This is a genomic window from Methylocystis sp. JR02, assembly GCF_030063565.1.
GTDB classification, from domain to species: domain Bacteria; phylum Pseudomonadota; class Alphaproteobacteria; order Rhizobiales; family Beijerinckiaceae; genus Methylocystis; species Methylocystis iwaonis.
In genome coordinates this window covers 456,241-478,604 of record NZ_JASIRC010000001.1, presented here as the reverse complement: position 1 = coordinate 478,604, position 22,364 = coordinate 456,241, and the positions used below count along the sequence as shown (strand labels likewise).

Annotated in this window: 18 protein-coding genes; 2 read left to right on the top strand and 16 right to left on the bottom strand. The window is 62.4% G+C overall.

The window, feature by feature from the left end; all coding sequences use genetic code 11:
- Positions 1–219: 219 nt before the first annotated feature.
- From QNA11_RS02115 to QNA11_RS02070, 10 genes are all read right to left on the bottom strand, one after another.
- A complete protein-coding gene (locus tag QNA11_RS02115; protein WP_283481786.1) occupies positions 220–2,307 on the bottom strand; it encodes an acetate--CoA ligase family protein in 2,088 nt (695 codons plus the stop codon).
- Complete coding sequence (xcbE, locus tag QNA11_RS02110) at positions 2,304–3,305, bottom strand: coenzyme M biosynthesis enzyme XcbE (protein WP_283481785.1); 1,002 nt, start codon at positions 3,303–3,305, stop codon at positions 2,304–2,306. The genes QNA11_RS02115 and xcbE overlap by 4 nt, the downstream gene beginning before the upstream one ends.
- The gene (xcbD, locus tag QNA11_RS02105) at positions 3,302–4,663 is read right to left on the bottom strand and encodes a 3-sulfopropionylcysteine synthase XcbD (protein WP_283481784.1); all 1,362 of its coding nucleotides are present in this window, start codon (positions 4,661–4,663) and stop codon (positions 3,302–3,304) included. Before xcbD ends, xcbE begins: the two co-directional genes overlap by 4 nt.
- On the bottom strand, positions 4,660–6,171 hold the full coding sequence (gene xcbC, locus QNA11_RS02100; RefSeq protein ID WP_283481783.1) for a 2-phosphosulfolactate phosphatase XcbC: 1,512 nt from the start codon (positions 6,169–6,171) through the stop codon (positions 4,660–4,662). The genes xcbD and xcbC overlap by 4 nt, the downstream gene beginning before the upstream one ends.
- Positions 6,168–7,049 (bottom strand): phosphosulfolactate synthase, encoded by an 882-nt coding sequence (gene comA, locus QNA11_RS02095; RefSeq protein ID WP_283481782.1) that lies wholly within the window; start codon positions 7,047–7,049, stop codon positions 6,168–6,170. Before comA ends, xcbC begins: the two co-directional genes overlap by 4 nt.
- Positions 7,046–7,963, bottom strand: coding sequence for an XcbA family protein (locus tag QNA11_RS02090; protein WP_283481781.1), 918 nt, complete (start codon positions 7,961–7,963; stop codon positions 7,046–7,048). Before QNA11_RS02090 ends, comA begins: the two co-directional genes overlap by 4 nt.
- Complete coding sequence (locus QNA11_RS02085) at positions 7,963–8,823, bottom strand: CoA transferase (protein WP_283481780.1); 861 nt, start codon at positions 8,821–8,823, stop codon at positions 7,963–7,965. The genes QNA11_RS02090 and QNA11_RS02085 overlap by 1 nt, the downstream gene beginning before the upstream one ends.
- Complete coding sequence (locus QNA11_RS02080; RefSeq protein WP_283481779.1) at positions 8,820–9,776, bottom strand: CoA transferase subunit A; 957 nt, start codon at positions 9,774–9,776, stop codon at positions 8,820–8,822. Before QNA11_RS02080 ends, QNA11_RS02085 begins: the two co-directional genes overlap by 4 nt.
- Positions 9,773–11,371 (bottom strand): GMC family oxidoreductase, encoded by a 1,599-nt coding sequence (locus QNA11_RS02075; RefSeq protein ID WP_283481778.1) that lies wholly within the window; start codon positions 11,369–11,371, stop codon positions 9,773–9,775. The genes QNA11_RS02080 and QNA11_RS02075 overlap by 4 nt, the downstream gene beginning before the upstream one ends.
- A 299-nt stretch (positions 11,372–11,670) precedes the next feature.
- Positions 11,671–12,801, bottom strand: coding sequence for a cobalamin-independent methionine synthase II family protein (locus QNA11_RS02070; protein WP_281928347.1), 1,131 nt, complete (start codon positions 12,799–12,801; stop codon positions 11,671–11,673).
- Between the two features lie 505 nt (positions 12,802–13,306).
- Between QNA11_RS02070 and QNA11_RS02065 the strand changes: the two genes are divergently transcribed.
- Positions 13,307–14,863, top strand: a complete 1,557-nt coding sequence (locus tag QNA11_RS02065; RefSeq protein ID WP_283481777.1) for an FAD-dependent oxidoreductase — start codon at positions 13,307–13,309, stop codon at positions 14,861–14,863.
- Between the two features lie 10 nt (positions 14,864–14,873).
- Entirely contained in the window at positions 14,874–15,641 is a 768-nt protein-coding gene (locus QNA11_RS02060; RefSeq protein WP_283481776.1) for an SDR family NAD(P)-dependent oxidoreductase, read from the top strand.
- 619 nt (positions 15,642–16,260) lie between these two features.
- Here QNA11_RS02060 and QNA11_RS02055 read toward each other — a convergent pair.
- From QNA11_RS02055 to QNA11_RS02030, 6 genes are all read right to left on the bottom strand, one after another.
- Entirely contained in the window at positions 16,261–18,249 is a 1,989-nt protein-coding gene (locus QNA11_RS02055) for a tetratricopeptide repeat protein (protein ID WP_283481775.1), read from the bottom strand.
- A 158-nt stretch (positions 18,250–18,407) separates the two neighbouring features.
- A complete protein-coding gene (locus QNA11_RS02050) occupies positions 18,408–19,136 on the bottom strand; it encodes a hypothetical protein (RefSeq protein ID WP_283481774.1) in 729 nt (242 codons plus the stop codon).
- Between the two features lie 56 nt (positions 19,137–19,192).
- On the bottom strand, positions 19,193–20,530 hold the full coding sequence (locus QNA11_RS02045) for a YiiX/YebB-like N1pC/P60 family cysteine hydrolase (RefSeq protein ID WP_283481773.1): 1,338 nt from the start codon (positions 20,528–20,530) through the stop codon (positions 19,193–19,195).
- Positions 20,527–21,396, bottom strand: coding sequence for a nucleotidyl transferase AbiEii/AbiGii toxin family protein (locus tag QNA11_RS02040; protein WP_283481772.1), 870 nt, complete (start codon positions 21,394–21,396; stop codon positions 20,527–20,529). Before QNA11_RS02040 ends, QNA11_RS02045 begins: the two co-directional genes overlap by 4 nt.
- Complete coding sequence (locus tag QNA11_RS02035) at positions 21,389–22,006, bottom strand: type IV toxin-antitoxin system AbiEi family antitoxin domain-containing protein (RefSeq protein ID WP_502867506.1); 618 nt, start codon at positions 22,004–22,006, stop codon at positions 21,389–21,391. Before QNA11_RS02035 ends, QNA11_RS02040 begins: the two co-directional genes overlap by 8 nt.
- Before the next feature lie 130 nt (positions 22,007–22,136).
- Positions 22,137–22,364 carry a DUF2274 domain-containing protein gene (locus QNA11_RS02030; RefSeq protein ID WP_283481771.1) on the bottom strand — a complete coding sequence of 76 codons (228 nt, stop codon included), beginning with the start codon at positions 22,362–22,364 and terminating at the stop codon, positions 22,137–22,139.

The following is a 22,364-nucleotide window of genomic DNA, read 5'->3' as shown; positions in this document are numbered from 1 at the left end:
CTTGGTTATTTATCGCCCGTAGCCCAAGAAATCGGATTGCGGGGGTGCGACCGTAGCCATGCGCTTCGCCGCGGAAAATCGCCTCTCCTTCTTCGACGCTCGGAAAGGCGTAGGTGGACGTCATGAACACCGGAGGGGTCAGAGCGCCCAAGAAATTGCTCGCCTCCTGGCCTTCGTGAATCGCGCGTTGCAAAGCCGGGCTTCTTGTTTTTCAGCCTTTCACGCATGGGAACGCCCCCCCGCGTTGCAGACTCGCATGCGCACATCGACAATCTTGAATCCGTCGCCGGATGCGATCAGCGGATTAATGTCGAGTTCGTCGAGCCAGCTCGCGGCGGCGAACCATTGGGAGACGTCGGCCAGAAGGCGCGCGAACATTAGAATGTCGATCGGCGGCGCGCCTCTGAACCCTTCGAAAAGCCTCCGCCCTTTCAGCTTCTCCACCATGCGCACGGCTTCGTCTATGTCGATCGGCGCCAAACGGACGCCGACGTCGTTGAAGGCTTCGATCCAAACGCCCCCCAGACCGGCGAGCACGATCGGACCGAAGGAGGGATCGCGTCGGCCGCCGATGACGAGTTCAAGGCCCGGCTTCGCCTGCCGCTGCAGGAGCGCCGGTCCCGGTCCGAGCCTTTGGCTGAAATCCATGAAAGCGCCGACGACTGAATCACGGTCGGCAAGACCGAGGCGCACGGCGCCCTGGTCACTTTTGTGGACCAATCCAGGGCGCTCCGCTTTGAGGACGACCGGGAAGCCCATCTGTTCCGCAGCGGCCGCCGCTTCCTCGACGCATGAGACGACGACGAACGGCGCGATGGGGAAGCCCGCCTGCGCGAGCAGTGAAAATGCCTGAGGCGTTGGCGCCCAGCCATCCGCGTCGCACAGCGCCGGCGCCGCGCTCGGAGCGGCAATCGTATTTGGTTGCGCATCTGCGGCCCGTGCGGTGGTCGCGGCGAGCGCCGAGGCGGTCCCCGCCGGCCACAGATGACACGGTATTCCAGCCTCGAGCAGGCGCGCGCGATTGGCGTCGGCCGCCCTTGGCGCGACCCAGCAAATGTGAAGCGGCTTTTGCGACCCTGCATCCCGAGACTTGCGAAGCGCGACCGCAACCGCGTCGCCCACTTCCGGCATGAGCGCGGAGCGTTGCAGCAACACGGGAACAACCGCGTCGACTTCGTCGCTCCTCATGAGCGCTTCGACCGCAGCCCCATACATCTGCGGAAATCGCGCCCAATCGGTCGTCACGTCGATCGGATTGGCGGGCGATCCATGCGGCGGCAGCGTCTGTGCAATTTTCTGCTGCAGCTCCGGCGAGAGTTCCGGAACGGCGAGGCCGTGCGATTCCAGTAGATCGGTCAGTTCGACGCCGACGCCGCCCGAATTGGTGATGATGGCGATCCGTCGCCCCCGCAAGGGCGGCTGACGAGCGAGAGACGCTGCGACCTCGAGCAGCGAAAATCCGTCGTCGACGACATGCGCGCCAGCTTGACGCAGCGCCGCCTCGGCGACCACGGAGTCGCTCGAAAGCGCCGCCGTATGACTCGCAGCCGCGCGTTGCGCCGAAGGATTCCTGCCTGTCTTCAGCGCGACGACCGGCTTGGACGACGTTATCGCTGCAATGGTCTCGAAAAGGCGACGGCCATCACGAAACGACTCGAGCAGCAGCGCAATGACGCGCGTCTCGGGATCGCTGCCGAGATAGGCGATGATATCCGCTTCATCGACATCCGCCTTGTTCCCGAGCGCCACGATTTTCGAGAATCCCATGCCCTCGTCGATCGAGCGCGAATAAGCGGCCATCCCATAGGCGCCGCTCTGCGTGACGAGCGATATGCCGCCTTTTCGCGGAAGTCCGATCGAAAGCGAGGCGTTGAGCCCGCAATGCGCATTGATAACGCCGAAGCAATTGGGTCCGACGACCCGAACGCGATGTGTTCGCGCGGCCTCGATCGCCTTTCGCTGCAAGAGGGCGCCTTCCGCGCCTGTTTCGGCAAAGCCGCCGGAAATGACGACGGCGACGGGTATGCTTGCGCGGCCGCAATCCTCGATAACCGATGGGAGCGACGCGGCCGGCGTCACGACGATGGCGAGATCGACAGGCGCCGGCGCCGCGTCGAGACGCGGAAAGGTCGGACGGCCGAGGAGTTCGGTTGCGCTCGGGTGGATGCCGATAACGTCTCCGGCAAAGCCCGACTCGGCGGAAGCGAGGTTGCTCAGGAACAGCGCGCCGGCTTTGCCCGGCGTGGCCGACGCGCCGACAACCGCCACGCGGCGCGGGTTGAACAAAGCTGTGCGCCAATCGCTCATGACGCCTCCATGCCGGTTGTGAAAAGCGCCGGCGACCCGCCGGTGTGGAGGAACAAAACGTCGTCCGCGCTTGCATAAGCGCCACGCGCGCACAGGGCGCAATAGCCCGCCATTGCCTTGCCGGTGTAGACGGGATCGAGAAAGATCGCCTGCGCGCGGGCAGTCGTCTCGATCGCTTCTTGTCCCTCGCGCGACGGAACGCCATAGCCCGCGCCAATGAAGCCGTCGTGAACGCGAAACGCCACGGAGTCTACGTTGACGTCACTGCCGATCAGCGCCGCGCTCGCCGCCGCGAGACGGCGCGCCTGCGCCGTCGCTTCCGATGCAGGCCTGCTCACCGTAAAGGCTTCGATCCGCCATGGGGCGGCGAACAGCGCGGCCCCGAGCAGCCAACCTGCGAGCGTCGCTGCGCCGCCAACAGGCATGACGACGCATCCGGGCGACACGCCAAGCGCCGCGCATTGCGCCATGGTCTCGCGCACGGCGAGCGCGTGGGCGAGCGCCGCAAGCGGACAGGCGCCGCCGCGCGGGATCACATAGGGTCGCCCGCCACGCGAGCGGATATCGGCGGCGGCCTGTTCCAGGCCGGCGTCAACCGAGGCGCGATCCGCGTCGCCAGTGAATCGAATAACCGCGCCGAGCATGACCGTGAGGCGGTGATTGCCTTCGGCGCGCGGCGAAGGCGCGCCCCAATAAACCATGCGGCTGGCGAGCCCCTCAAGTGATGCGATCGCGGCGGTTGCGCGCACGTGATTGGACAAAACGCCCGCGCCCGTCACCAGCGTATCCGCGCCTTTTGCAAGGGCGTCCGCTACGACGAGGTCGAGCGCGCGCACCTTGTTACCGCCAAAGGCGACGGGGATCAGATCGTCGCGCTTGAACCAAAGTCTCGGACCGCCGAGCGCAGCGGACAATCGCGGCGCCGCGTGCAAGGGCGTCGGCTCGGGGATAAGCGACAGCCGTGGCAGAGCGTCCAGTCGCGTAGCCCATCCCGTCATGTCGACGCCTTCTGTGCAAGCAGACGATCGACGAGCGCGACGCATTGACCCGTCTGCGCGGATGGATCGAGCAGCCGCGCGATTTCGTCGTCGCCAAGATGCGACCGTATGGTCTCGTCACGCGCGACGACGTCCGGGAAGGAGCGGCCCTCCGCCCGCGCGACAGCCGAAAGGGACATCACCAGCCGATGCGCCTCGGGTTTGCCGATGCGCCGCGCGAGCGCAACCATCACGCCTTCCGAAAGAGCGAAACCGCCATTCGCCGCGAGATTGACGCGCATGCGTTCTGCATCGACTTCGACAGTCTCGAGCAGGGCGGCTAGGAGCGAAAGGGCTTTGCCGGCGGCCATGGTCAGCTCCGGAATCGCGTTCCACTCTACTTTCCAGGACCGTCCATCGCGCTCGTGATCATGCACCAGACTCTCGAGCAGCAGGCTCGAATTGGCGCGCACGACGCGGGCCAATGTTCCGAGATGCTCCGCCGTCTCGGGGTTGCGCTTGTGCGGCATGGTGATGCTGCCGACGTTATGGGCGAGCGCCGCCTCCCGCAACTCGCCGATTTCATCGCGCTGGAGATTGTATATCTCGTGGCCAATGCGGTCGGCGGTTGCCGACACGAGCGCGAGAAGTTGCCCCCACTCGGCATATCGATCCCGGCTTGCGGTCCAGGACATATCGGGGACCGCGAGGCCTACGCGCTCCAGGAAGCGCTGTTGCAGCGCAAGCGCATCCGTCCCGAGCGCCGAAAGGCTGCCGACGCCGCCACAAAGCTGACCGACATCCATGCGGGCGGCGGCTTCGTTGAAGCGCATTCGATGGCGGCGTAACTCCGCAAGCCAACCGGCGACCTTGAAGCCGAAGGTGATCGGGAGGCCCTGCTGGCCATGCGTCCGCCCGGGCATGATTGTATGTCGGTGACGCCGGCATAGGGCTTCGCAAGCTGTCATCGCGCGCTCAAGATCGTCAGTGAGCAGACGACGAGCGGCGCGCAGGGCAAGCACGAGCCATGTGTCGGCGACATCCTGCACGGTGGCGCCAAAGTAAAACCATTCGGAACCAGACGACGCGCAACGACGCGCAACCGCGGCGATGAGACCAGCCGTCGAATGCGCGGTCGCTTGATATCCGTCGCGACACTCAGCCAGAAAGTCATCGTCAACGCACAGCGAGGCGCAGGTTGTCTTTATGTCCTGCGCCGCGTCGGATGGAATCACGCCGTGCTCGGCCTGAACTTCCGCAAGGATGGCAAGAAGCTCGATCCATTTGCGGGTGCGCGGAATGTCGTCGAAAAGCTCGCGCATCTCGGGCGTGGACCAGGCGCCGCCATAAATCGCGGAGGCAAAGGACCAGCCTGTCATCGGGCATCCCCCGCAAAGCTGCGCGCCTCGGCGAAAAGCGCATCGATTGCGGCCTTCCGGTCGGCCCGCCTCTGCGCAATCTGTCCCCGGCGCTCGCGCGCCGCTCTGCTCAATTCTTCCGCCATCGCGGCCACTTCCTTCGGAGAGGCGCATCCGACGTCTTTTCGCGCCCCCACGCAACCCGTCACATCGAGCGCGCAGGCGAGTATGTCTGCTGTGTTTATGACTTCCTCTCCAGCCCCGGCGCTTCGCAGCGCGGCGCCCAGGTCTTCCGGCGTCGCATCCGCGAGCGTCCGCCCTTGCGCCTCCAGATTTGCAACGAGCCGACCAACCGCGCCATGCGCGCGCCGATAGTCGATCTTGGCTTCCGCGGTAAGTCGCTCAGCAAGGTCGGCGGCGCAGACCCCGCGATCTTCGAGCGCCTGCAAGGCGCGCTTCTGGTTGAATTCGAGATCGTCGACGCATTCGGCCACGAGCAGAGCCGCCTCTCCCGCGGCGCGCAAAGCCTCAGGGATTGCGCCGTAAGCATACAGGCGATTATCCATCTGCCCGGACGGCGTGCGCCCCGCCGCGGCAACCCCGGCCTGCACGCCAAGGAGTCGATTGGCCGTGGCGCGCGCAAAAGCGAGAGCGAAGGGGTTGCGCTTCTGCGGCATGATCTTGCTGGCGCGAGAATGGCCGTCGGCCAGCCGAACGAAGCCGAACTCGGCGCTCGCGAAGATCATCAAATCTTCCGCGAGGCGACTGACATTAACGCACGCTGAGACGGCGATTGCGCAGGCCTCGATGGCGAGATCGTGCATCCACATGGCGTCGCGCGCGTGCCGCACCGGCGCGGTGAAACCCAGGCGCCTTGCAATCGCTCGCCGATCCTGCGTGATTACCGAGCCATTGGCGCTTCCGATGCCCGCGGGACATTGGTTCATGCGCGCGTAAAGCTCGATCGACCGATCGGAGTCGCGCAGTAACGGCCAAGCAAAGCTTTGAACGTAATGCCCGAATGTCGTCGGTTGCGCGGCCTGCAAATAGGTGTAATCGGGCATCACACTGTCCTTGTGGCGCAAGGAGACAGCGCTCAACGCCTCGATGGCGACGCCGAGCGCGTCGCAGAGATTGCAAAGCGCGTCGCAGACCTTCAGATGATAAGCCGTTGTCAAGGCTTCGCGCCTTGCGCGCGCGACCCCGAGCCAGCCTGCGGCCGCCGTCTTGCGCGTCAGCCAGGCTTCCCGATTCGTGTAGAGATCCCCAAATTCGGGACGGGGTACGAAATCTCCGGCCCGTTGCAAGTCGAGCAGCGCGCCGATCAGCGCGCGCGCCGGCGCCTGCGGAATGACCCCGGCGTCGGCGCGGCAAAGCGTGTGGGCGAGATCGACCCAGCCGACCATCTCGGCAAGGCCCATCTGTGCGTCGAGTTCCTCGCTGAACGCCAGGGCGACGAGGCGCGCCGATGGCGATTGTGAGAGGCGCTCGCCGATCTCCAGCGCCCCAGCGCACGGATCGTCGCTCATTCGTCGCTCGCAGTTGATGAAAGAGTTCCGTCTTCGAGGCGTGCGGGGTCCCAAACCCCGGCGTCCCTCGAATGCTTGGCGACGGCTGCGAAGCTCTCGAACCGCAGGCCGCAGCGTAGCGCCTCGAGCGCCAGACACTGGTGAGGGGGAATGTTGCCGAGGCTCACATTGGCGCCGAAGCGACAGACGAGATAGGCCTGCTGCGCGCGTAGCGGAGCCTCCCAGATCATGCGGGACGCAGCGTCCCCGACGAGCCGCGTCACCTCATCCAGATAGGAAGAACGAATGTCGCCCGCACGATCGTAAATTCCGACGCCTTGGCCGCTCTCCCTTCCTTCGATGATCACCCATCTCGCGCCCCATTCGAGATCGCGCAGGACCTGCGCGGCAAGTTCGTCGGCGACGGGTTGTCGGGCCGGATCCTTTCGTCCCACCTCTGTGATCGGCTGCAATCCGGCGTTTCTGGCGCAATCGATCATCCTGCGGCGGCGTTCCCCGGGGAGGTCGATCGTGCCCTCGGAAATTTCAACGGCTTCAAATCCGAGTTCGGCGGCGCGCGTCATGAAGACGCGGCAATGCTCCTGCACGACGGCCGCCTCGAGAAGGGTCCCGCCCGGATAGGACACAATATTGTGGCTGCGCAGCAATGAAAGCTTTGCTTCGAGCGCAGCGCGCGGCATCAGGGCCGTCGTCCCGAAGCCGAATTTCCAGTGGTCGATATGGTGGGCCGCGAGGTCGAGTATATCGCGCATGGCCGACAGGCCGAGGCCGGTGTCGATCACCATGGTCACGCCGGCGACGCGCGGCCGGCGCAAGCGTCGGTTGACGATCGCATCGAGCGACCAGACGCCTTTCCAGGCGGAGTCGAGGCTATTCACGACTGCGCCTCCAAATGCTGGGACAGCGCCCGGAGGGCGCGTTCGACCATCGGCAGGTCCGCTCCCCACGGCACGATTAGCGTTCCCCCGTCGCGCTCGATGTCGAACTCGAGCAAACAGCATTTCAGAATAGTCGGCTCGCTTCGTCCTCCGGCGATGACGCGCGGACACATTTCGATACGTGGCGGCTCGTCGCCGTAATAGTGTCGGTGAAACTGAAGGCTTCGTTCGCAGCCGATCAATGTCCAGGCTTCGCGCGCCGGCGGCCGCTCGTCGAGATAGTGGATCGGCGCGCCGAGATCGTCGAGGCCGCCGGATCGGCAGGGTACGAGAAAGGCCGCGGGCGTTTCGCTTCGTACCAGCGAGGTCAGTTCGATGCGCTCGAGGATCGGGACGATGGGCGGCAGATCGGCATAGCTGAGCACGTGGCGCACCAGATCGAACAGCTTGGGAGGCTCCGGCGGCGTGACCTCGACCACACGCAGCATGAGAGGCCGCGGATGGTGGATGAAATTCACGTGGTCGAACTTGCCTTCGCAGATGAGCGTGCGATCGGCGCCGACATTATGTTCGAGCGCCAGCCGCGCCAGCGCCGAACGGTTGCCGCAATCGGTCTCAGGATCACGGACGTAGACGCACGTCTCGGGGAGACCCAGCACTTCGACGCCCATAATCGGCGAAAACAGCGGCGCGCGGTCCCGCGCGCTCACGGCCACGACGGCGTGCCGGGAATCGGGTCCGCAAAGAACAATGAATTCCGTGCGTCGATAAGTTTCGCGGCCCAGCAGATGCCCGACGATTGCCGCTTCGGTCATGTCGCCGGCATAGGGCTGCACGCTGACGCCACGGTAAGGCAGGGGAACGACATTGAGCCTGTCCAGATAGATCGGCGCGCAGGCAAGCCGCTCTCTCATTACGCGCGCTCCTCACGCTGCTCGACGAGGTCGAAGCGCCGCTTCAAATCCAACGGCCGGATTTCCTTCTCGTGCACGCGCAGCGGATCGAGCTTGCGGATCAGATCGACGACGGATCGCGTCGGCGGCGCGATGACGCCGACACGATCCGCCATCGGAAGCGCAAAGCCGGTGTTTTCCTGCGCGTCCTCGATCGTTGTGTCGGGATAAAGCGCGACGAGGCGCATATGCCCATCCGCCTCGTAATCGAAAAGACCGAGCTCTGTAATCAAAAACTGCGGGCCGCGGCCGCGATGGCCATATGCCTTTCTGGGCCGTCCCGCAGCGTCGCGGTGGCCGAGATTTGTGATGAAGTCGCAAGCCTCGACCAGCCGAAAGCGGCGTCGTCCCTTCGCATCGGTCTCGGCGCGATGCGCGGGCGTCCAGAGGGTGACGCGTTGCGCATCGCATGAGAGATTGCCGCCGCCGCCGCCGCCCGGAAGCTTCATCGCCATGCGCGGCGCGCCGAGCGCCGTCACATTGCAATTGCCCCACCGATCGATCTGCAGACCGGAAAGAAACATCCGCCCAAGCCGCCCGGCCGCTGCGAGATCGAACAATTCTTCGATGCCGAGCGAAGCGGCCGCGCCCTGATCCATGGCCCAGTCATTGGATGTGGGCGTCAGGAAACGCGGCGCGGGGTCGACCCCGTAAGTGGCACCGGCGACGAGCCCCATGCGCGGCGCATGCGTGCGCTTGGCGACATGCATCGCGAGTTGCACGAGGGGTGAGCCAAAACCGTGAAAGACGAGCTCGCCGTCCTGTATGGTGCGCGTCAACGCCGTGATCATCATTTCGCCGAGAGTGCAGCTTGCAATCATGCCGGCGCCTCGTCGCGATAGAGGTTCATCCAGGCGTCGTCGCCATTCGCCCAGGACGCAAGCCGCGCGCGCGTGGCCTCTCCGCCGATGCGTGCAAGATAGGCGTCATGGGACGCGGCGCCGTGCACGAAGACGTCGAGGTAGTTGCTCTTGAAGCTTTCAGCGCCTGCACGCGCCGCCGCGTGGTAGAGCGCCGTATGCGGCCGGTCGTATCCGTAGAATGGATAGCATGCTGTCGGATGGGCGCCCATCGGCGCTTCGCAGATTGCTGCGACGTAGAAATAGGGAAGAACAGCGCCGGGCATGCCTTGCAGGTCCTGCGTCGTAACGATCTTCTCCACGGTCGCCAAAACAAGTTTCGACGCGCGTGCGAAAAGCAGGTCGGCGACCGGCGGCCCTTGAATGACGAGATTGCCCTTCTCGTCCCCATATTGGGCATGGATCAACGCGACGTCTGGCTCGAGCGCCGGAACGAGAAGCAACTCCTCTCCAGTAAATGGGCAGGTCATGAGCCTGTATTCCGGGTGCAGCGTCATAAAGCTCGTGCCGCGCACGGAGCGTATCGGCATGAACGGCAATCCCTGGATCGCCGCGCGCAATTGCTGCACCAGAGTATAACAACAACTGTCCGCGGCTTCGACCGCGCCGGATTCGAGGGCGCGGCGGTAATTCGGCGCAAGGCCGAAATCCTGCTCGAAACCGACATAACTCTCGGCGGAACGCGCTAGGGCGCCGCCCGCGCAGAGAAGGTCGACGTCGATGCCATGCGCCGAACCGACGACCGTCAGACCCGTCGCCCCTCTGCGCAGCAGCGCGCGCAAGAGCGCCATGGGTTCGCGAGACGACAGGCCGCCGCCAACCGCGACGACGGCGCCGTCGGGGACCATGGACGCAAGTTCGTCCAGAGTGCGCCGCTTGTCCGGCTCGGTTCGAATTTCGCGCGGCGACGTCATGGGGCCCCCGCGGACTGGCTGCGGATCATGTCGGCAGCCTTTTCGGCGATCATGATAACCGGCGCGTTGGTGTTCCCACTGACGATCGTCGGCATCACCGAGGCGTCGACGATCCTCAGTCCCGTGACGCCCTGCACGCGAAGTTGCGAGTCGACGACGGCCATGTCGTCGTCGCCCATCTTACAAGTTCCCGCCGGATGCCAGGTCGTGGAGGCTGTGCGGCGCACAAACGCTTCGATTTCCGCCAGGCTTCTCGCCGCAACAACGCCCGGCGCAATCTCCTCGCCGCGAATATCGTCGAACGCTTTGGCGTGGAGAAGCTGCAAGCTGCATTGCACGCCCTCGATGGCGAGTCTCAAATCGTCGGGATCTGCAAGGTAGTTGCAATCGACGGACGGGCGGTCGAGCGGATCCGCCGATAAGAGCGAGACGGAGCCGCGGCTGCGCGGGCGATTGACATAGGCGGTGAACGTCAGTCCATGTCGATTGGTCGGCCCTGCTTCCGGATAGTCGGCCGCGAGCTGGGCCAGGAAGAAAAGCTGCAACTCGGGGCTTGCTTCCCGAAGTCTCACGAAAGCGCCGGCCTCCAGAAAATTGGACGCCAGCGCCCCGCTTCGGTCCTTTTCATATTGCCGCCGCGCCGCCGCCTTCTGCGTTTCATCGAGGCCGCCAAAGGTCAGCGGCTGCGTGATCGCGCATCTGACCCGCGTATGCAGATGGTCCTGCAGGTTCTTCCCGACGCCAGGCAGATGGACGCGGACGTCGATGCCCTGCCTGTCGAGTTCCGCCTTTGGCCCAACGCCCGAAAGCATGAGCAAAAGCGGCGACCGCAACGCGCCCGCTGAGAGAATGACTTCGCTCTCCGCGCGCGCGGTCTCGGCCGAGCCGAGTCGCACATAGTCGACGCCGACCGCGCGGCGTCCGTCGAAGCGCAACCGCGTCGCGCGCGCGTGCGTCAGTGTCGTCAGGTTCTTGCGACGGCGCGCTGGCGCAAGAAATGCGTCCGCGGCGCTGCATCGCACGCCATCCGCGAGCGTCGCTTGCAAAGGGCCGCAGCCTTCCTGCGTTTCTCCATTGAAGTCCGGGTTGAACGGAAGGCCAATCTCGTTTCCAGCCACGAAGTATCGCTCGACGAGCAAACCGGGCTTGTGACTCGAGACTGCGAGCGGCCCGTCGACGCCGTGGAAGCGGTCCGAAAAATCACGGTTTCCTTCCGATTTGCGGAAATAGGTCAGCACGTCCTCGTACGACCAGCCCTGCGCGCCCGCAGCCGCCCATCCATCATAATCTCTGCGATTGCCGCGAATGTAGATCATGTAGTTGATGGCGCTCGACCCGCCGAGCGCGCGGCCTTGCGGCAGGAAAACCCGCCTTCCATTCAAATTTGCTTGCGGCGGCGTGCGGTCGCCCCAGTCGAAAGCGCTGTCCTGCAAGCTTCCATACAGCGCCGGCGTCCGAACGAGCGGCGAGTCGCTTTCACCGCCCGCTTCGAGTAGCAGGACGCGGCAATTCGGGTCCTTGGTCAGCCTGTTCGCGAGCACGCAGCCGGCCGATCCCGCGCCGACGATGATGTAATCGTAAACAGCTTCGCCCATTGTCTAGCCGTCTATTGGAGCACACGTCGGCGCGGACGCCGCCGCAGGCCCGCAACACAGGCAGCCAGACCCGTGGCCCTCTTCCCACGGGTGTCTCTCCGCCATCGTCAGCTCGGGCGTTGCGCGTCGGACTTTGCAGTTGCCGCAGACCCATTCCGCGGGCATGCGGCAGCCGGCGAGGACGAGCGTCCTCGTGACGTTCCCGCAATCGGGACATGCAATGACAAATACGGGCATGGGCGCGGCTCCAGCGTGATCAAAGGGGCGCGGCGGGTACCTACCGCCGCGCCGTGAGAGGATCACTCGGCCGCGATTGGTTGCCTTATTTGTTCACGCACAAGCTTCACGCCTTCCACGAGAGCGTGCAGCTTGTCCTGTGCAATGTAGCGTTGCAGTAAGATGAGGCCGCAGTCGGTCGTCACGCCGAGACGGTCTGCCGGAATGACCTTCAACAGATTATTGATGCGCTCCGCCACCTGCGTCGCGGTCTCGGTGATGGTGCTTTTGACGTCGATGACGCCGGCCCAAAAATCAACATTATCGGGAAGCGGGAATTCCTTGAAGGCGTCGAGGCCCGACATGTCGTCGATGCGGCGACCGCAGTTCTCGAGGTTCAAGACGTTTATGTTAGCCTCGTAGGCCTTCGGCACGATTGCGCGAGTCGCCGCTGGCGCCTTCGCGCTATCCTTACGCTTGGTCAGGTCATAAATCTCGCCGGGCTTACCGGTCTCATCAGGATAATAGGCAGGCGTGCCGCCCCAATTGCCCCAGCACACATGCACGACGATGCGCGCGTTTTTCACGCCCTCGACAGCCGTGTTGAACGCCTCTATGGCCCAGTCCTCGAAGAAATATGGCCAGGTGAACTCATCGAGCTGAATGAAGTCGACGCCGAGCGCGTCGACTTCACGGATGTCCTCGTTCATTGCGGCGGCGATAGCGAGGGCGCGATCGCGCGAGCTCTTATAGAAGAGGTCGTTTGTGCACTGCGCAAGAACTTGAACGCCGGTATATTGCACTTTCGTCGGCTTGCTCGTCGCGCGCTTCAAGGCGCGCGCTTGCTCGACCATGATGGCGCCGCGGCGCTTGATCTCCTGCTCGACCGTGCCCGTGTGGAGGCGGCTGTAGATCGGGAAGCCGAGATGACCACCGCTCAGATTATATCCGAGCCGGCGGAAATAGTGGTACACTGCCGTGTCCGCGTAGTTGTCGCCATGCACGCGCCCGTCGGAAATAATATCCAAACCGGCGCGTTCCTGATCGTTAGCGATCGCGCCGATAGCATCCTCTAAAGCTTCGCGGCTAAGCGAATCCGGCGGCTCCCGATTGCCCTCGAACTGCCTGGCGAAAGAAGCGTCCCACCAGCGCGGATTGGGATAATTGCCGACCATGCTGGTCGGAATCAATATATCTCGGCCACTGATCTTCATGGGTCCCCTCCGTCGACTTTTTCTTCGAGCTTCGATTGGACCGCATCTCATCCATTCAAAAACCGAAACTGATGAAAGTCAACGCAGGGACGCCGCGTTAGGTTCCTTGCACGCACCCGACGGGAGGCAAAGCAGCGTCACAGCGACGAGCCTCGACCGTGTAGTCCCATTGCAGATTATGTCGGTCCGCCGCGCGCCTCGATCACCCAAATGAATGAAGCGGAGTTCGACTTTTCGCTGGGCGCGCCTTGTTCGAAAAAACGCGATCACGCTTTTCGGCTATGCGGTCTCGCCTTGGGGATCGCCATCAGGCACATGAAAGGGCATGGATGACCTTTGGTTCGTCATCATCGCCAGGGCAAAGTTTCTGATCCGTAGCGCCATCGAGATTTGAAGGCGCCTGGTTTTGACGGCTCCAATTTTCTGGAGTGTAATTCCAGCTTACCCGGCACGCCATCGAACGCCTGATCAAATCTGTCGGCGAGTAGCGTAATTGGAGAATCTGATGACGCTGCGTCGTGGCTTTCTAACCATCTCCCAATGGGCCGAGAAAATCGAAAACGCGCTCGCGCATCCGCAGACGGTCGGTCCGATCTACAACATTGACGCGCGCGATGGACGTCCCTTCGACGCCATTTTCATTGGCGGCGGCGCCGCGGGCAGGTTCGGCGCGGCTTATATGCGCGCAATGGGCGGAAGGCCGCTGATCATCGATCGCTGGCCCTTCCTGGGCGGCTCGTGCCCCCATAACGCCTGCGTGCCGCATCATCTGTTTTCGGATTGCGCCGCAGAGCTCATGCTCACGCGCAGCTTTGCTGGGGAGCTGTGGTTCCCGGATCTCAGGGGGAAGATCGTGAGCATCAAGGAGGTGGTCGACCTCTTCCGCAAAGGACGCACGGGCCCACACGCCGTGATGAATTATCAAAGCAAGGAGCAGCTCGATATCGAATTCGTGCTGAATGCGCCGGCGCGCATTCTCGATGCGGAGGCCGTGGAAGCGGCGGGCGAAATTTTCCGCGCGCGCGCCCTCGTGCTCGCCTGCGGCGCCGCGGCGGCCCCGTTGGATACGCCGGGCGCGCATCTTCTTGGCGTGCACACCTATGCGAGCATTGTCGAGACGCTCGACAAGGAGCCCGGGCCGACGATCGTCGTCATCGGCGGCGGCAAAACGGCTGTGGAATATGGCTGCTTCTTCAATGCAACCGGCCGCCGTGTCGTGATGCTCGTGCGTAATCGCCCGCTCGACATGATCGCCGACGGAGAGACGCGCGGCTATGCCCTCGATCGCATGCGGGAACAGGGCGTCGAAATCGTCGAGGGCGCGCATATCGTCGAGATCATCGGAGACGCCGAGGGCCGCGCCGCCCGTGTGATCGCGGAGACGTCGACAGGGCGTCTCGAAATCGAAACGGACTTCGTCTTCCACGCGCTCGGGGAGCGGCCGCGCTCGGACATGGCGGTTGAAACACTGGGCGTCGAGGTCGACGCAAAAGGCGCGATTGTCGTGGACGACGCGTTGAGGACGTCGATCCCCGGCGTCTATGCGGTCGGCGACCTCATCGGGGCGCCCATGGAAATGTTCAAGGCGCGCAAGAGCGGCGCCTTCGCCGCCCGTTCTATCATGGGCGAGGCGGTGAAGTATCGTGCGGCCGATTGGCCCGACTTTCTGCATACGCATTATGAAGTCAGCTGGCTTGGTCTGGGCGAGGAGGCCGCGCGGGCGCGTTACAGCAATGTCGTCGTTCTCAAATTGCCGCCGGACACGCCCGACGGGCTGAATGTGGGGCTGCCGGCGGGCGACCGTACGATGCTCTACGCAATGGCGCGCCCGCATATGTCCGGTTTCCAGAAACTGATCCTGGACGGCGACACCCGCCGGGTGATCGGCGCTTATCATGTCGGCTACGGGGCGAAGGATGCGTTTCAATATCTGAATGCGCTCGTCAAGCGCGGCCTGACGATTGACGAACTCGGCGATCTGGACGAGCTGTTCCTGAACCCGACCTATTTCATTCAACTGGCGCGGCTCCGAGCGGGCCAGAGAAAACTCACGAGCATGTAGCGACGCGCAGATGACCGGACGCGTTTCAGGAAAGACGATCATCGTGACGGGCGGCGCCGGCGGCCTCGGCCGCGCGATCTCTTTCTTGCTCGCTGAGGAAGGCGCCGCGGTGGGTGTCATCGACGTCGATGGCGCGGGCGCCGAGGACGTCGCGCGGTCGTTGATGGAGGATGGCGCGAGATCGATTGGCTTGGGAGCCGACGTTTCGGACTGGCGCGCAATATCGAGTGCGGCGCGGCAGGTCGGAGAGGCGCTGGGAGACATCGACGGATTGGTCAATAATGCCGGCGTCGCCGCTCTCGGCTCTGTGCACGAAGCCGACGAAGAGTCCTGGCGAAGGATCATGAGCGTCAATGTCTGCGGCGTCGTCATGACTTCCAAGGCGGTGTTGCCCGGCATGATGGAACGGCGCCGCGGCGTGATCCTCAACATCGCGTCGATCGCAGGCCTGGTCGGCATCCAGAACATGGCCGCCTATTGCGCATCGAAGGGCGCCGTCCTCAGCCTGACGCGCCAGATGGCCGCCGACTATGCGTCCTTCGGGATTCGGATCAACGCGATTTCGCCCGGGACTATAGCTTCGACCGAGATGGGCCTGCGCCTGCTTGGCGGCGACGCTTCCCCCGAAGCGCGGTCACGCCGTATGGCAAGGTATCCCATGGGTCGATATGCGACGGCGGAGGAAATCGCCCAGGCGGCGCTCTTCATGCTGAGCGACGAGGCCAAATTCGCGACGGGGAGCAATCTGATCCTGGATGGCGGCCTCACAGCGGTGTGATTTGCATTTAGCTTGTCAGCGCTGGCGTCCGCCTGAAGTAGGTTGGCCCCGTCATCTTTTCTACGCTATCTCGCTCCAATGCCCTCCACTGTGTCCTATTCCCCTACTCCCACTCGATGATTAACCGGAGCGGTAAGTATTTGAATTTTCGATGAGTGTAAAACGGAGAAATCGACAATTACCGTCAGATATACCGTCAGATTCATACGCAATTGATTTTTCACAATAAATGTAGCGCGGTGCGCGGCATCAATCTATAGGTTTGCATTATATACGAAGCGCGGGGGAAATAGCTATAGCCGACCGCAAAAGTTGGTGATTGACTGCGATAGGTAGCGATGCCGTATGCGCACTCTCCGCTGCTCTGCAGGCTACGCATTCGATGCCCTCCAGCCCTCACCGGGCTTCCAACGCTCGTATCGTCGCCGGGAACGCCAAAGACGGATCCGCCCGTTGTTGGGCAAACTTATATCGCGGGTTTGGAAGTCACCTCTTCGGACTGACCGACCATACAAGGTGCGTAGACTGAGGCCGTCGCTCCCTGCTGGCACCGTCAGCGGCAGCACTTGCCGACAAAAAGCCTAAGGCAATGCACTGTCTCCTGCGCTTTGCGGTCCTTCTAGAATTCGTTGCATTGGGTGGGATCGGGCGAAAAGAAGTCCGGCAGGTCATGTCGGAGTTTGGCGACGAGCTCATGATCTGGGAAGCGATCGATGGCCATCGTCCAAATCGCCAATGCCTCAATCTTCTCCCTCCTGTTCCAGTAAGCACCGCCGAGATTGAACATCGCCAGATCGTAGTCGGGGTCCAGCGCAAGGGCCTTCTCATAGGCGTCGATCGCTTGCGCAGAATGCCCAAGGTCGCCATAGGCCGCGCCGAGCTGAAACCAGCTCATGGCATCAGGCTGGATGCCCTCGGCCTGTTCGCGCAGGATCGGCAGGCTCTCTTCAAACCGACCAAGAAAGTTAAGGGCCGTTCCGAGACAGTAGCCATAGTGACCGCCCACCAGATCGTAGGCCTTCCGAAAACAGAACTCGGCCTCGGCCCAGTTCGCATCATCTTGCGCCCAGTGCCCAAGGCGATCCCATAAGAAGGCGCTTTGATCCTTGTCGTCAATGTGCTCGATTTGGCGAACGAACTCTGCACGGAATTCCGCGTAAGTCCGGCCAACATCTTGTCCCTCCGCTCTCAGGTACAAAGTCGACAACAGCAGCTCGCGACGGCCTCCGGAGCTCTCGGGGTGGGCACCGACATAGCGGTGCCAGAAGCCCAGCGCCTGGCGCGCATTCTCCGTCGTTGTCCGACCGAAGCTCGCCACCAGCCGTGCGAAAAACGGCCAGATCCATGGTTCACAATCAGCTTGGGCAAGGAGGCCATTGATCTCACGGAACGCCGCGCTCCCCTCTCCCATGTTGAAGAGCACGTTGGCTCGCCACCCTGCAACGCCGGCTGCCTTGACGCGCGTAGGGTCGGTGAAGACGGCCTGATCCAGATGCGTGAGGGCATGCTTCCACTCGCCCTGGCGCACGTAGAACTGGGCCAAGGCATTGTGCGCTTCAGGAAGGTGTGGGTTCAGCCGCAAGGCTTCGCGATAGTGCTCGACTGCTCGCTTCTCATCTCCGAGCCGCTCAAAACTCGTCCCGAGGTTCTTATGGCCTTGGGATGCTAGGTCCGGCGAACTGGCGAACGCAGTGTCGGCGAGAGCCGCCTCATAGGCGGCTTTGGCGTCCTCCTCCTGGCCGAGCGCAGAGAAGGCATTGCCGATCGTATAGTGAAGGCCGCCCCGCTCGTAGCGACCCAGGTCGAGCTGATTCCTGAAAAAAGTCACGGCAGCTTCGATCCGGACGCGCGACCGACTTATCCCCGCCATCCCTAGGTTGACCTCAGCCATGTAGGCGGGGCCGATGGCTTCGTTGCCCTCCCCCAGCACCGCCGCGAACCGATCGAACGCCGCGCTGATCACCACGTCGGCGTCCTGGTTGTAGAGGTGCGCAAGGAGTTGGCCGGCTAGGGCCGGATCGTCCGGAACATGGATGTCTGGAACACAGCGCCGAACGAGACCAGCGACATCGCCAGGCGCTGCCCGAGTCTGCTCGATCCGACGATCGCGCGCCGTCCGCGCCGCGGATCTAGCCAAAGTGGCCAGACGATCCAGCCGCACGTTCGTCAGCTCGTCAGTGAAATTGACGGTGAGCGATTGCTGGTGGGTCCAGTTCTTTCCTGCGTGCTCGTATTGGTGGATAACAGTCTCCGCTGGGCAGATGCGCAGCGACGACGTCGGGATGTGATAAGCGGCGTAGAAGCTGTGCGGGTGCATCAGCAGATAGTTCAGGTTTGAGCGGCCGACCTCGATGCTGAGAGAGCCATCCGCGTTGAGCGGGCGCTCTGTCCCTTTGAGCTGCACGTGGATCCTGACGTTGGTCGCCCGCTCCAGGTCGACGACTTCGAGCTCGCAGTCCGTACCATAGTCCTTTCGGTCTGCGCGCTGGAGGATGAAGCGACCGCTCGCCGTGAGGCGCCCCTGGAAGGCCGTTTCCGCCTTCTCTTCCACCACATGATTGGCGTCACGCTTCGGCAAGTCGTCGAGGTGGTCCAGATCGTCAGCCATCCCTATCCCCCAACAAACGTACGGACCGATCTGAACCTTCCGACCCTATGTAGGGTCCGCCAGCAATAGCCACCCCACGAGCGCAATCGGCTTGAAAGTCAGGCACTGGAAGGCCTAGCCGTTCGGATCTATGACGTCCATGTGCCCAGTGGCCTCGCTCAAACATACCGAGGCAAACCAAGCAGCGAAGATTGACGCAGCACCCCCCCGAGGCCCGCCTTCTCGACATGCCTCGTCACGATCTCGCGCTCCTCTTCTGAGGTAGTCGACCCAAGCACAATTCGCTCGATCAGCACCCTGAGATCGACGTCCACCAATATTCCATCGACCGGAACCGCCACACCGAACTCCTCTGCCATCCGAAGAGAGATCGCCAACCGGAACTCACTTTCCCATTCGAATGCACGGTGTTTGAAGAAGAACCTCTCTAGCATTCCTGCACCCCTCATACGGATCTGGGTGAGATCCACATAATCGACAGGCCCCGCCCATAAATCCTCAATCCCGTAATCCGCCCGCAGACGGAACGGACCGAAAGCAGCCCGCATGCGCTCAGGGGTCGTGCAGATGGCAATGCCCTTGTGTTCTCCGGCGTAGAGCTTCCACATAGCATCGCTTTCATATGGGGCGCGGTGCCAACAGCTTATCTTCGTCAGTCGCTTCAGTTCGAAGAACGCCTTCTCACCCCAGTCCATCTCTGCATAGCGCGGGTCAACGGGAGCTGCGTCCATCTGGACCGCAACCGCCCCTTCGAAAGGGTCAGAGAACTGATTGGCCGACGCAAAATATATCTGGCCGGTCTCAAGGGTCGAAATGAAACGCTCCATTCTGAAATATTTCCAGAGGACTTCCTTCCACTCAATTTTTTCGCTATTGACTTCGCGCACGGAATAGAATCTCCCGTTTTTATTGCAGCGCTGAACATGGCGTGTGCGGGGAAAAACTACGCACCCTCGTCAACATCACCGTTTGCTGCGTCAAATAATAGTATGAACGGTTCACCTGCCTGTCTGCGGATAGTGACGCAGTCATCGCAAAGGCGGAGCGTGTCTACTCCGCCTGGCGGCCGGCTTGCCTCCAACCGATAGTCCTTGGCGGGATCGTCGCCGCAGATTGAACAGACGTCCATTCGGCCAGCGAGTTCGATGACTTTGCGCGTCATCATCGCCTTTGGTGGATCCCATTGCTCCAGGGCAGTGAACCATTCCGGCGTATGCGGCGTGAGATGTTTTAGCGCCGATCGTGAGAAATGACCATTTGCGTGGAGCCATTCAGCCGCAACGTCTATGCGTTGCTGGTGGAGCGCCGCCAGATGCTCGTACAACGCCGCCATTATCCGGAAAAACTGAAGGTCGTATTGCCGGGAGAAAAGCAGATATCCGCCGCGATTGACGATATAGCGGTTCGGCCCTCCATCCTCGTTCTCCAGCACACTCCAGCAATAAGCCTCGGCCTGGTCGGCCGGCGCGGCGTTTAGGAGGGCGAGATCATACTGCCAGGGATTCTTGTCCCGCTCGACCTTCCAGAGCGAGAGGTAATTCGACGTCTCAAGCAGTCGACAGAAGTCGTCATCACATTCTGGATGGCTTACTAGATAACGATGGAGATCATCGAAGGTTTGTATATCAGGGTTCTTTGCACGCGCGCCACCAAGAACGGTGTTGATCGCATCCCGCATGAGCTGCGGGACGTCATCGTTTCCATCCCACCATGCGGCTTCTTCTGCAGTCACTGGCACGGTGGCATCTGCCACCGAAGCCAGAAGCGGGCTGCTCTGAATGTTGGCGGGTGAACAGAAATTGGGATTAGCGACAAGATGGATACCCGCAGACGCGAAGGCTTGCGCGACGAGGCGGGAGCAGAACTGTTTCTTGCTCCATTGGCGCGCCCCGCCCAGCAACGTCAACATCGCCTCTCTGGTGGAATATTGCGTGCCGATGTGCCCGCGCATGTAGTTTCGAACCGCCGCGAGCTGCTGATCGGAAAGGCCTTCACGCAGACGCAGGACGTAGACCGAGCAATCTCCATCAAAGAACAGTCGCTGCGTATTGCGCGCATGAACACCCTCGCCAGTCGCGTCTATGATCGATCTGTCCTCGACGCACACCATGGCATGAGAGATGTCGCTACCGGTTGCGACGCGGATGGCTTTGCTTACTGCAGCAGTCGTGGTCGTGAGAACGATATCGCCAGGCTTCATCACGGCTTCGTTTAGCCGCTTCAGACCTGGGCGCACCTCTTTCGCAGCCTGCAATCCGGCAATTGCGATCTCGCCACTCATTTGCTCACGCTCCCTGCTGAAACGGCTTGAGGCATAAGGAAAGCTGCCAAATCTCTGACGACAGTCCCTAGATCACCGGGATCGTGAGCAACGTCCCCGACGAACGCCCGCCACTGTCGCTGCTTCTGCGCATCCTTGGCAAAGGCCGTTGTCAACGCATCGGGCGGTTCTTGGGGAATCGGTGTTCCACGCCGCGCGAACGTGGCGGCAATCGCTCGTGGCAATCTGTCATCGTCGAAGGTGAAGGACCGGCTGAGAATCCAGATGTCGTAGAAGTCCTTCATCCGGCTGTTGGCACGCCCCAGCGCCACCATCGCTTGGAATTTCTCGGCGATCACGGTCTCACGCGCATAGGCTCGCAGGCGGGGCGCGGGAAACTCCAGCATCGAAGGATAGTCCAGTACTTCGGCACCAGGCTCCATCGCGTCGCCAAAGCCGATGTCGATCGTCAGACCAACGCGGGCTCCGCTGATCGACGCCGTTGTCCGCAGCCGCAGGCCCCCATATTCCAGCTCCTCACGGATGCGATCGACACGCAGCGCCGCAATGTCGAATTCCACGCCATCGGCGATTTCCTGCGCCATGATTTCGCGGAACGTTGCCAGCATTGGCTCGGCTTCGGAATTTCCAAAACCCAACAGATCAAGATCGCGCGTGCCACGATGCGGGTCGTCGAACCAGCTCATCATCAGCATGGCGCCCTTCAGGACGAAGCGATCGGCATGTGGCGATTGACCGAGCCTGAAGAGTAGCCGTTCGAGCGCGAAGCGCGTCAGGACGAGATCGAAGCTCTGGCCACTCGCCTTGGCGAGTTGCAGTAGCCGGGCACGCACCGAGGCTCCGATATTTTTGGTCTCTTTAGCCATTGGCGATCAGTGCCTCGAGATATGGTCGAATGACCGTCGCGACCGCGCCACGCTCCGCCTGCTTGGCAATTTCGTCTGGAGTCGCCTTGCGTTGACGCAGCGCTTCTTGGAGGCCTTCAATCGCGACGGACAGGCCAATCTTGTTCCGATATCGGAAGCAGTCTGCGATCGTCTTGGCGACACCGAAGACCTTCACTGACACCCCCTCGACGGTGTGGGTCTCGACACCATCCGCTAGCAGGCGATCCGTGAATCGGACTAGCCGAATTGACACGCCGTCAGACTTGGGCGCCCAATCCTTTTGGCCGATGGCCATCCACACATGCCTGGGCAGTTGATCGGTAAGGTCATGGAACGCGAGCGCCGAGACGAGGCAGACAACCCCCTTTGGCAGGCGTTTTGCGGCCTCTGCGAAACTGTGGTGAACGTGGAGAGGGGCATCAGGGAGCTGATAGAGTCCCCGCGCGAGCCGGATCACCTCGCCATCACGCTCCATGCGGCTCATAGTGGCTGCGGTCACGCCTTCCGCGCGCAGTTCCGCTAGGCGCGCGATGCCACGCGCTTTCAGCACGGTTTGGGCGATTTGGCGCTGGGACACGGATTGGGGCACGATACGACAGCTCGGAGAGTTGATGCTATTGTCCGAGCCTTTGTATCACGCCTCCCGTCCTGTAAAAAGGCATATCGCAACACAATCTAGCAACTGACCCGGACTGCAACCGATGAAACGGGCTCGTATTCTAGGCGATGGATTGCCCTCGCCGCGCCTTTGCAAATCCCCGATCCGTTGCAATGAACCGCTCCAGCATGGGCACGATCAGGCGAACGGGATCGGCGGCGGCTTGCCCGGCCTCCCGGCTGAGGATTTCGGCATAAGCGGTGAGGTCGCGATGCAAGCTTGCCGGCAATTCCAGCGTGACCTTCACCGGCTTGTCGTCGGCAATCGGGCCGAGTTTCAGCTTTGCCAT

Bases quoted from the DNA above. Each gene is read 5' to 3' on its own strand.
- QNA11_RS02115 (WP_283481786.1), bottom strand. From the start codon at position 2,307: ATGAGCGATTGGCGCACAGCTTTGTTCAACCCGCGCCGCGTGGCGGTT.
- xcbE (WP_283481785.1), bottom strand. From the start codon at position 3,305: ATGACGGGATGGGCTACGCGACTGGACGCTCTGCCACGGCTGTCGCTT.
- xcbD (WP_283481784.1), bottom strand. From the start codon at position 4,663: ATGACAGGCTGGTCCTTTGCCTCCGCGATTTATGGCGGCGCCTGGTCC.
- xcbC (WP_283481783.1), bottom strand. From the start codon at position 6,171: ATGAGCGACGATCCGTGCGCTGGGGCGCTGGAGATCGGCGAGCGCCTC.
- QNA11_RS02090 (WP_283481781.1), bottom strand. From the start codon at position 7,963: ATGAGAGAGCGGCTTGCCTGCGCGCCGATCTATCTGGACAGGCTCAAT.
- QNA11_RS02085 (WP_283481780.1), bottom strand. From the start codon at position 8,823: ATGATTGCAAGCTGCACTCTCGGCGAAATGATGATCACGGCGTTGACG.
- QNA11_RS02080 (WP_283481779.1), bottom strand. From the start codon at position 9,776: ATGACGTCGCCGCGCGAAATTCGAACCGAGCCGGACAAGCGGCGCACT.
- QNA11_RS02075 (WP_283481778.1), bottom strand. From the start codon at position 11,371: ATGGGCGAAGCTGTTTACGATTACATCATCGTCGGCGCGGGATCGGCC.
- QNA11_RS02070 (WP_281928347.1), bottom strand. From the start codon at position 12,801: ATGAAGATCAGTGGCCGAGATATATTGATTCCGACCAGCATGGTCGGC.
- QNA11_RS02065 (WP_283481777.1), top strand. From the start codon at position 13,307: ATGACGCTGCGTCGTGGCTTTCTAACCATCTCCCAATGGGCCGAGAAA.
- QNA11_RS02060 (WP_283481776.1), top strand. From the start codon at position 14,874: ATGACCGGACGCGTTTCAGGAAAGACGATCATCGTGACGGGCGGCGCC.
- QNA11_RS02055 (WP_283481775.1), bottom strand. From the start codon at position 18,249: ATGGCTGACGATCTGGACCACCTCGACGACTTGCCGAAGCGTGACGCC.
- QNA11_RS02045 (WP_283481773.1), bottom strand. From the start codon at position 20,530: ATGAGTGGCGAGATCGCAATTGCCGGATTGCAGGCTGCGAAAGAGGTG.
- QNA11_RS02040 (WP_283481772.1), bottom strand. From the start codon at position 21,396: ATGGCTAAAGAGACCAAAAATATCGGAGCCTCGGTGCGTGCCCGGCTA.
- QNA11_RS02030 (WP_283481771.1), bottom strand. From the start codon at position 22,364: ATGGCAAAGCTGAAACTCGGCCCGATTGCCGACGACAAGCCGGTGAAG.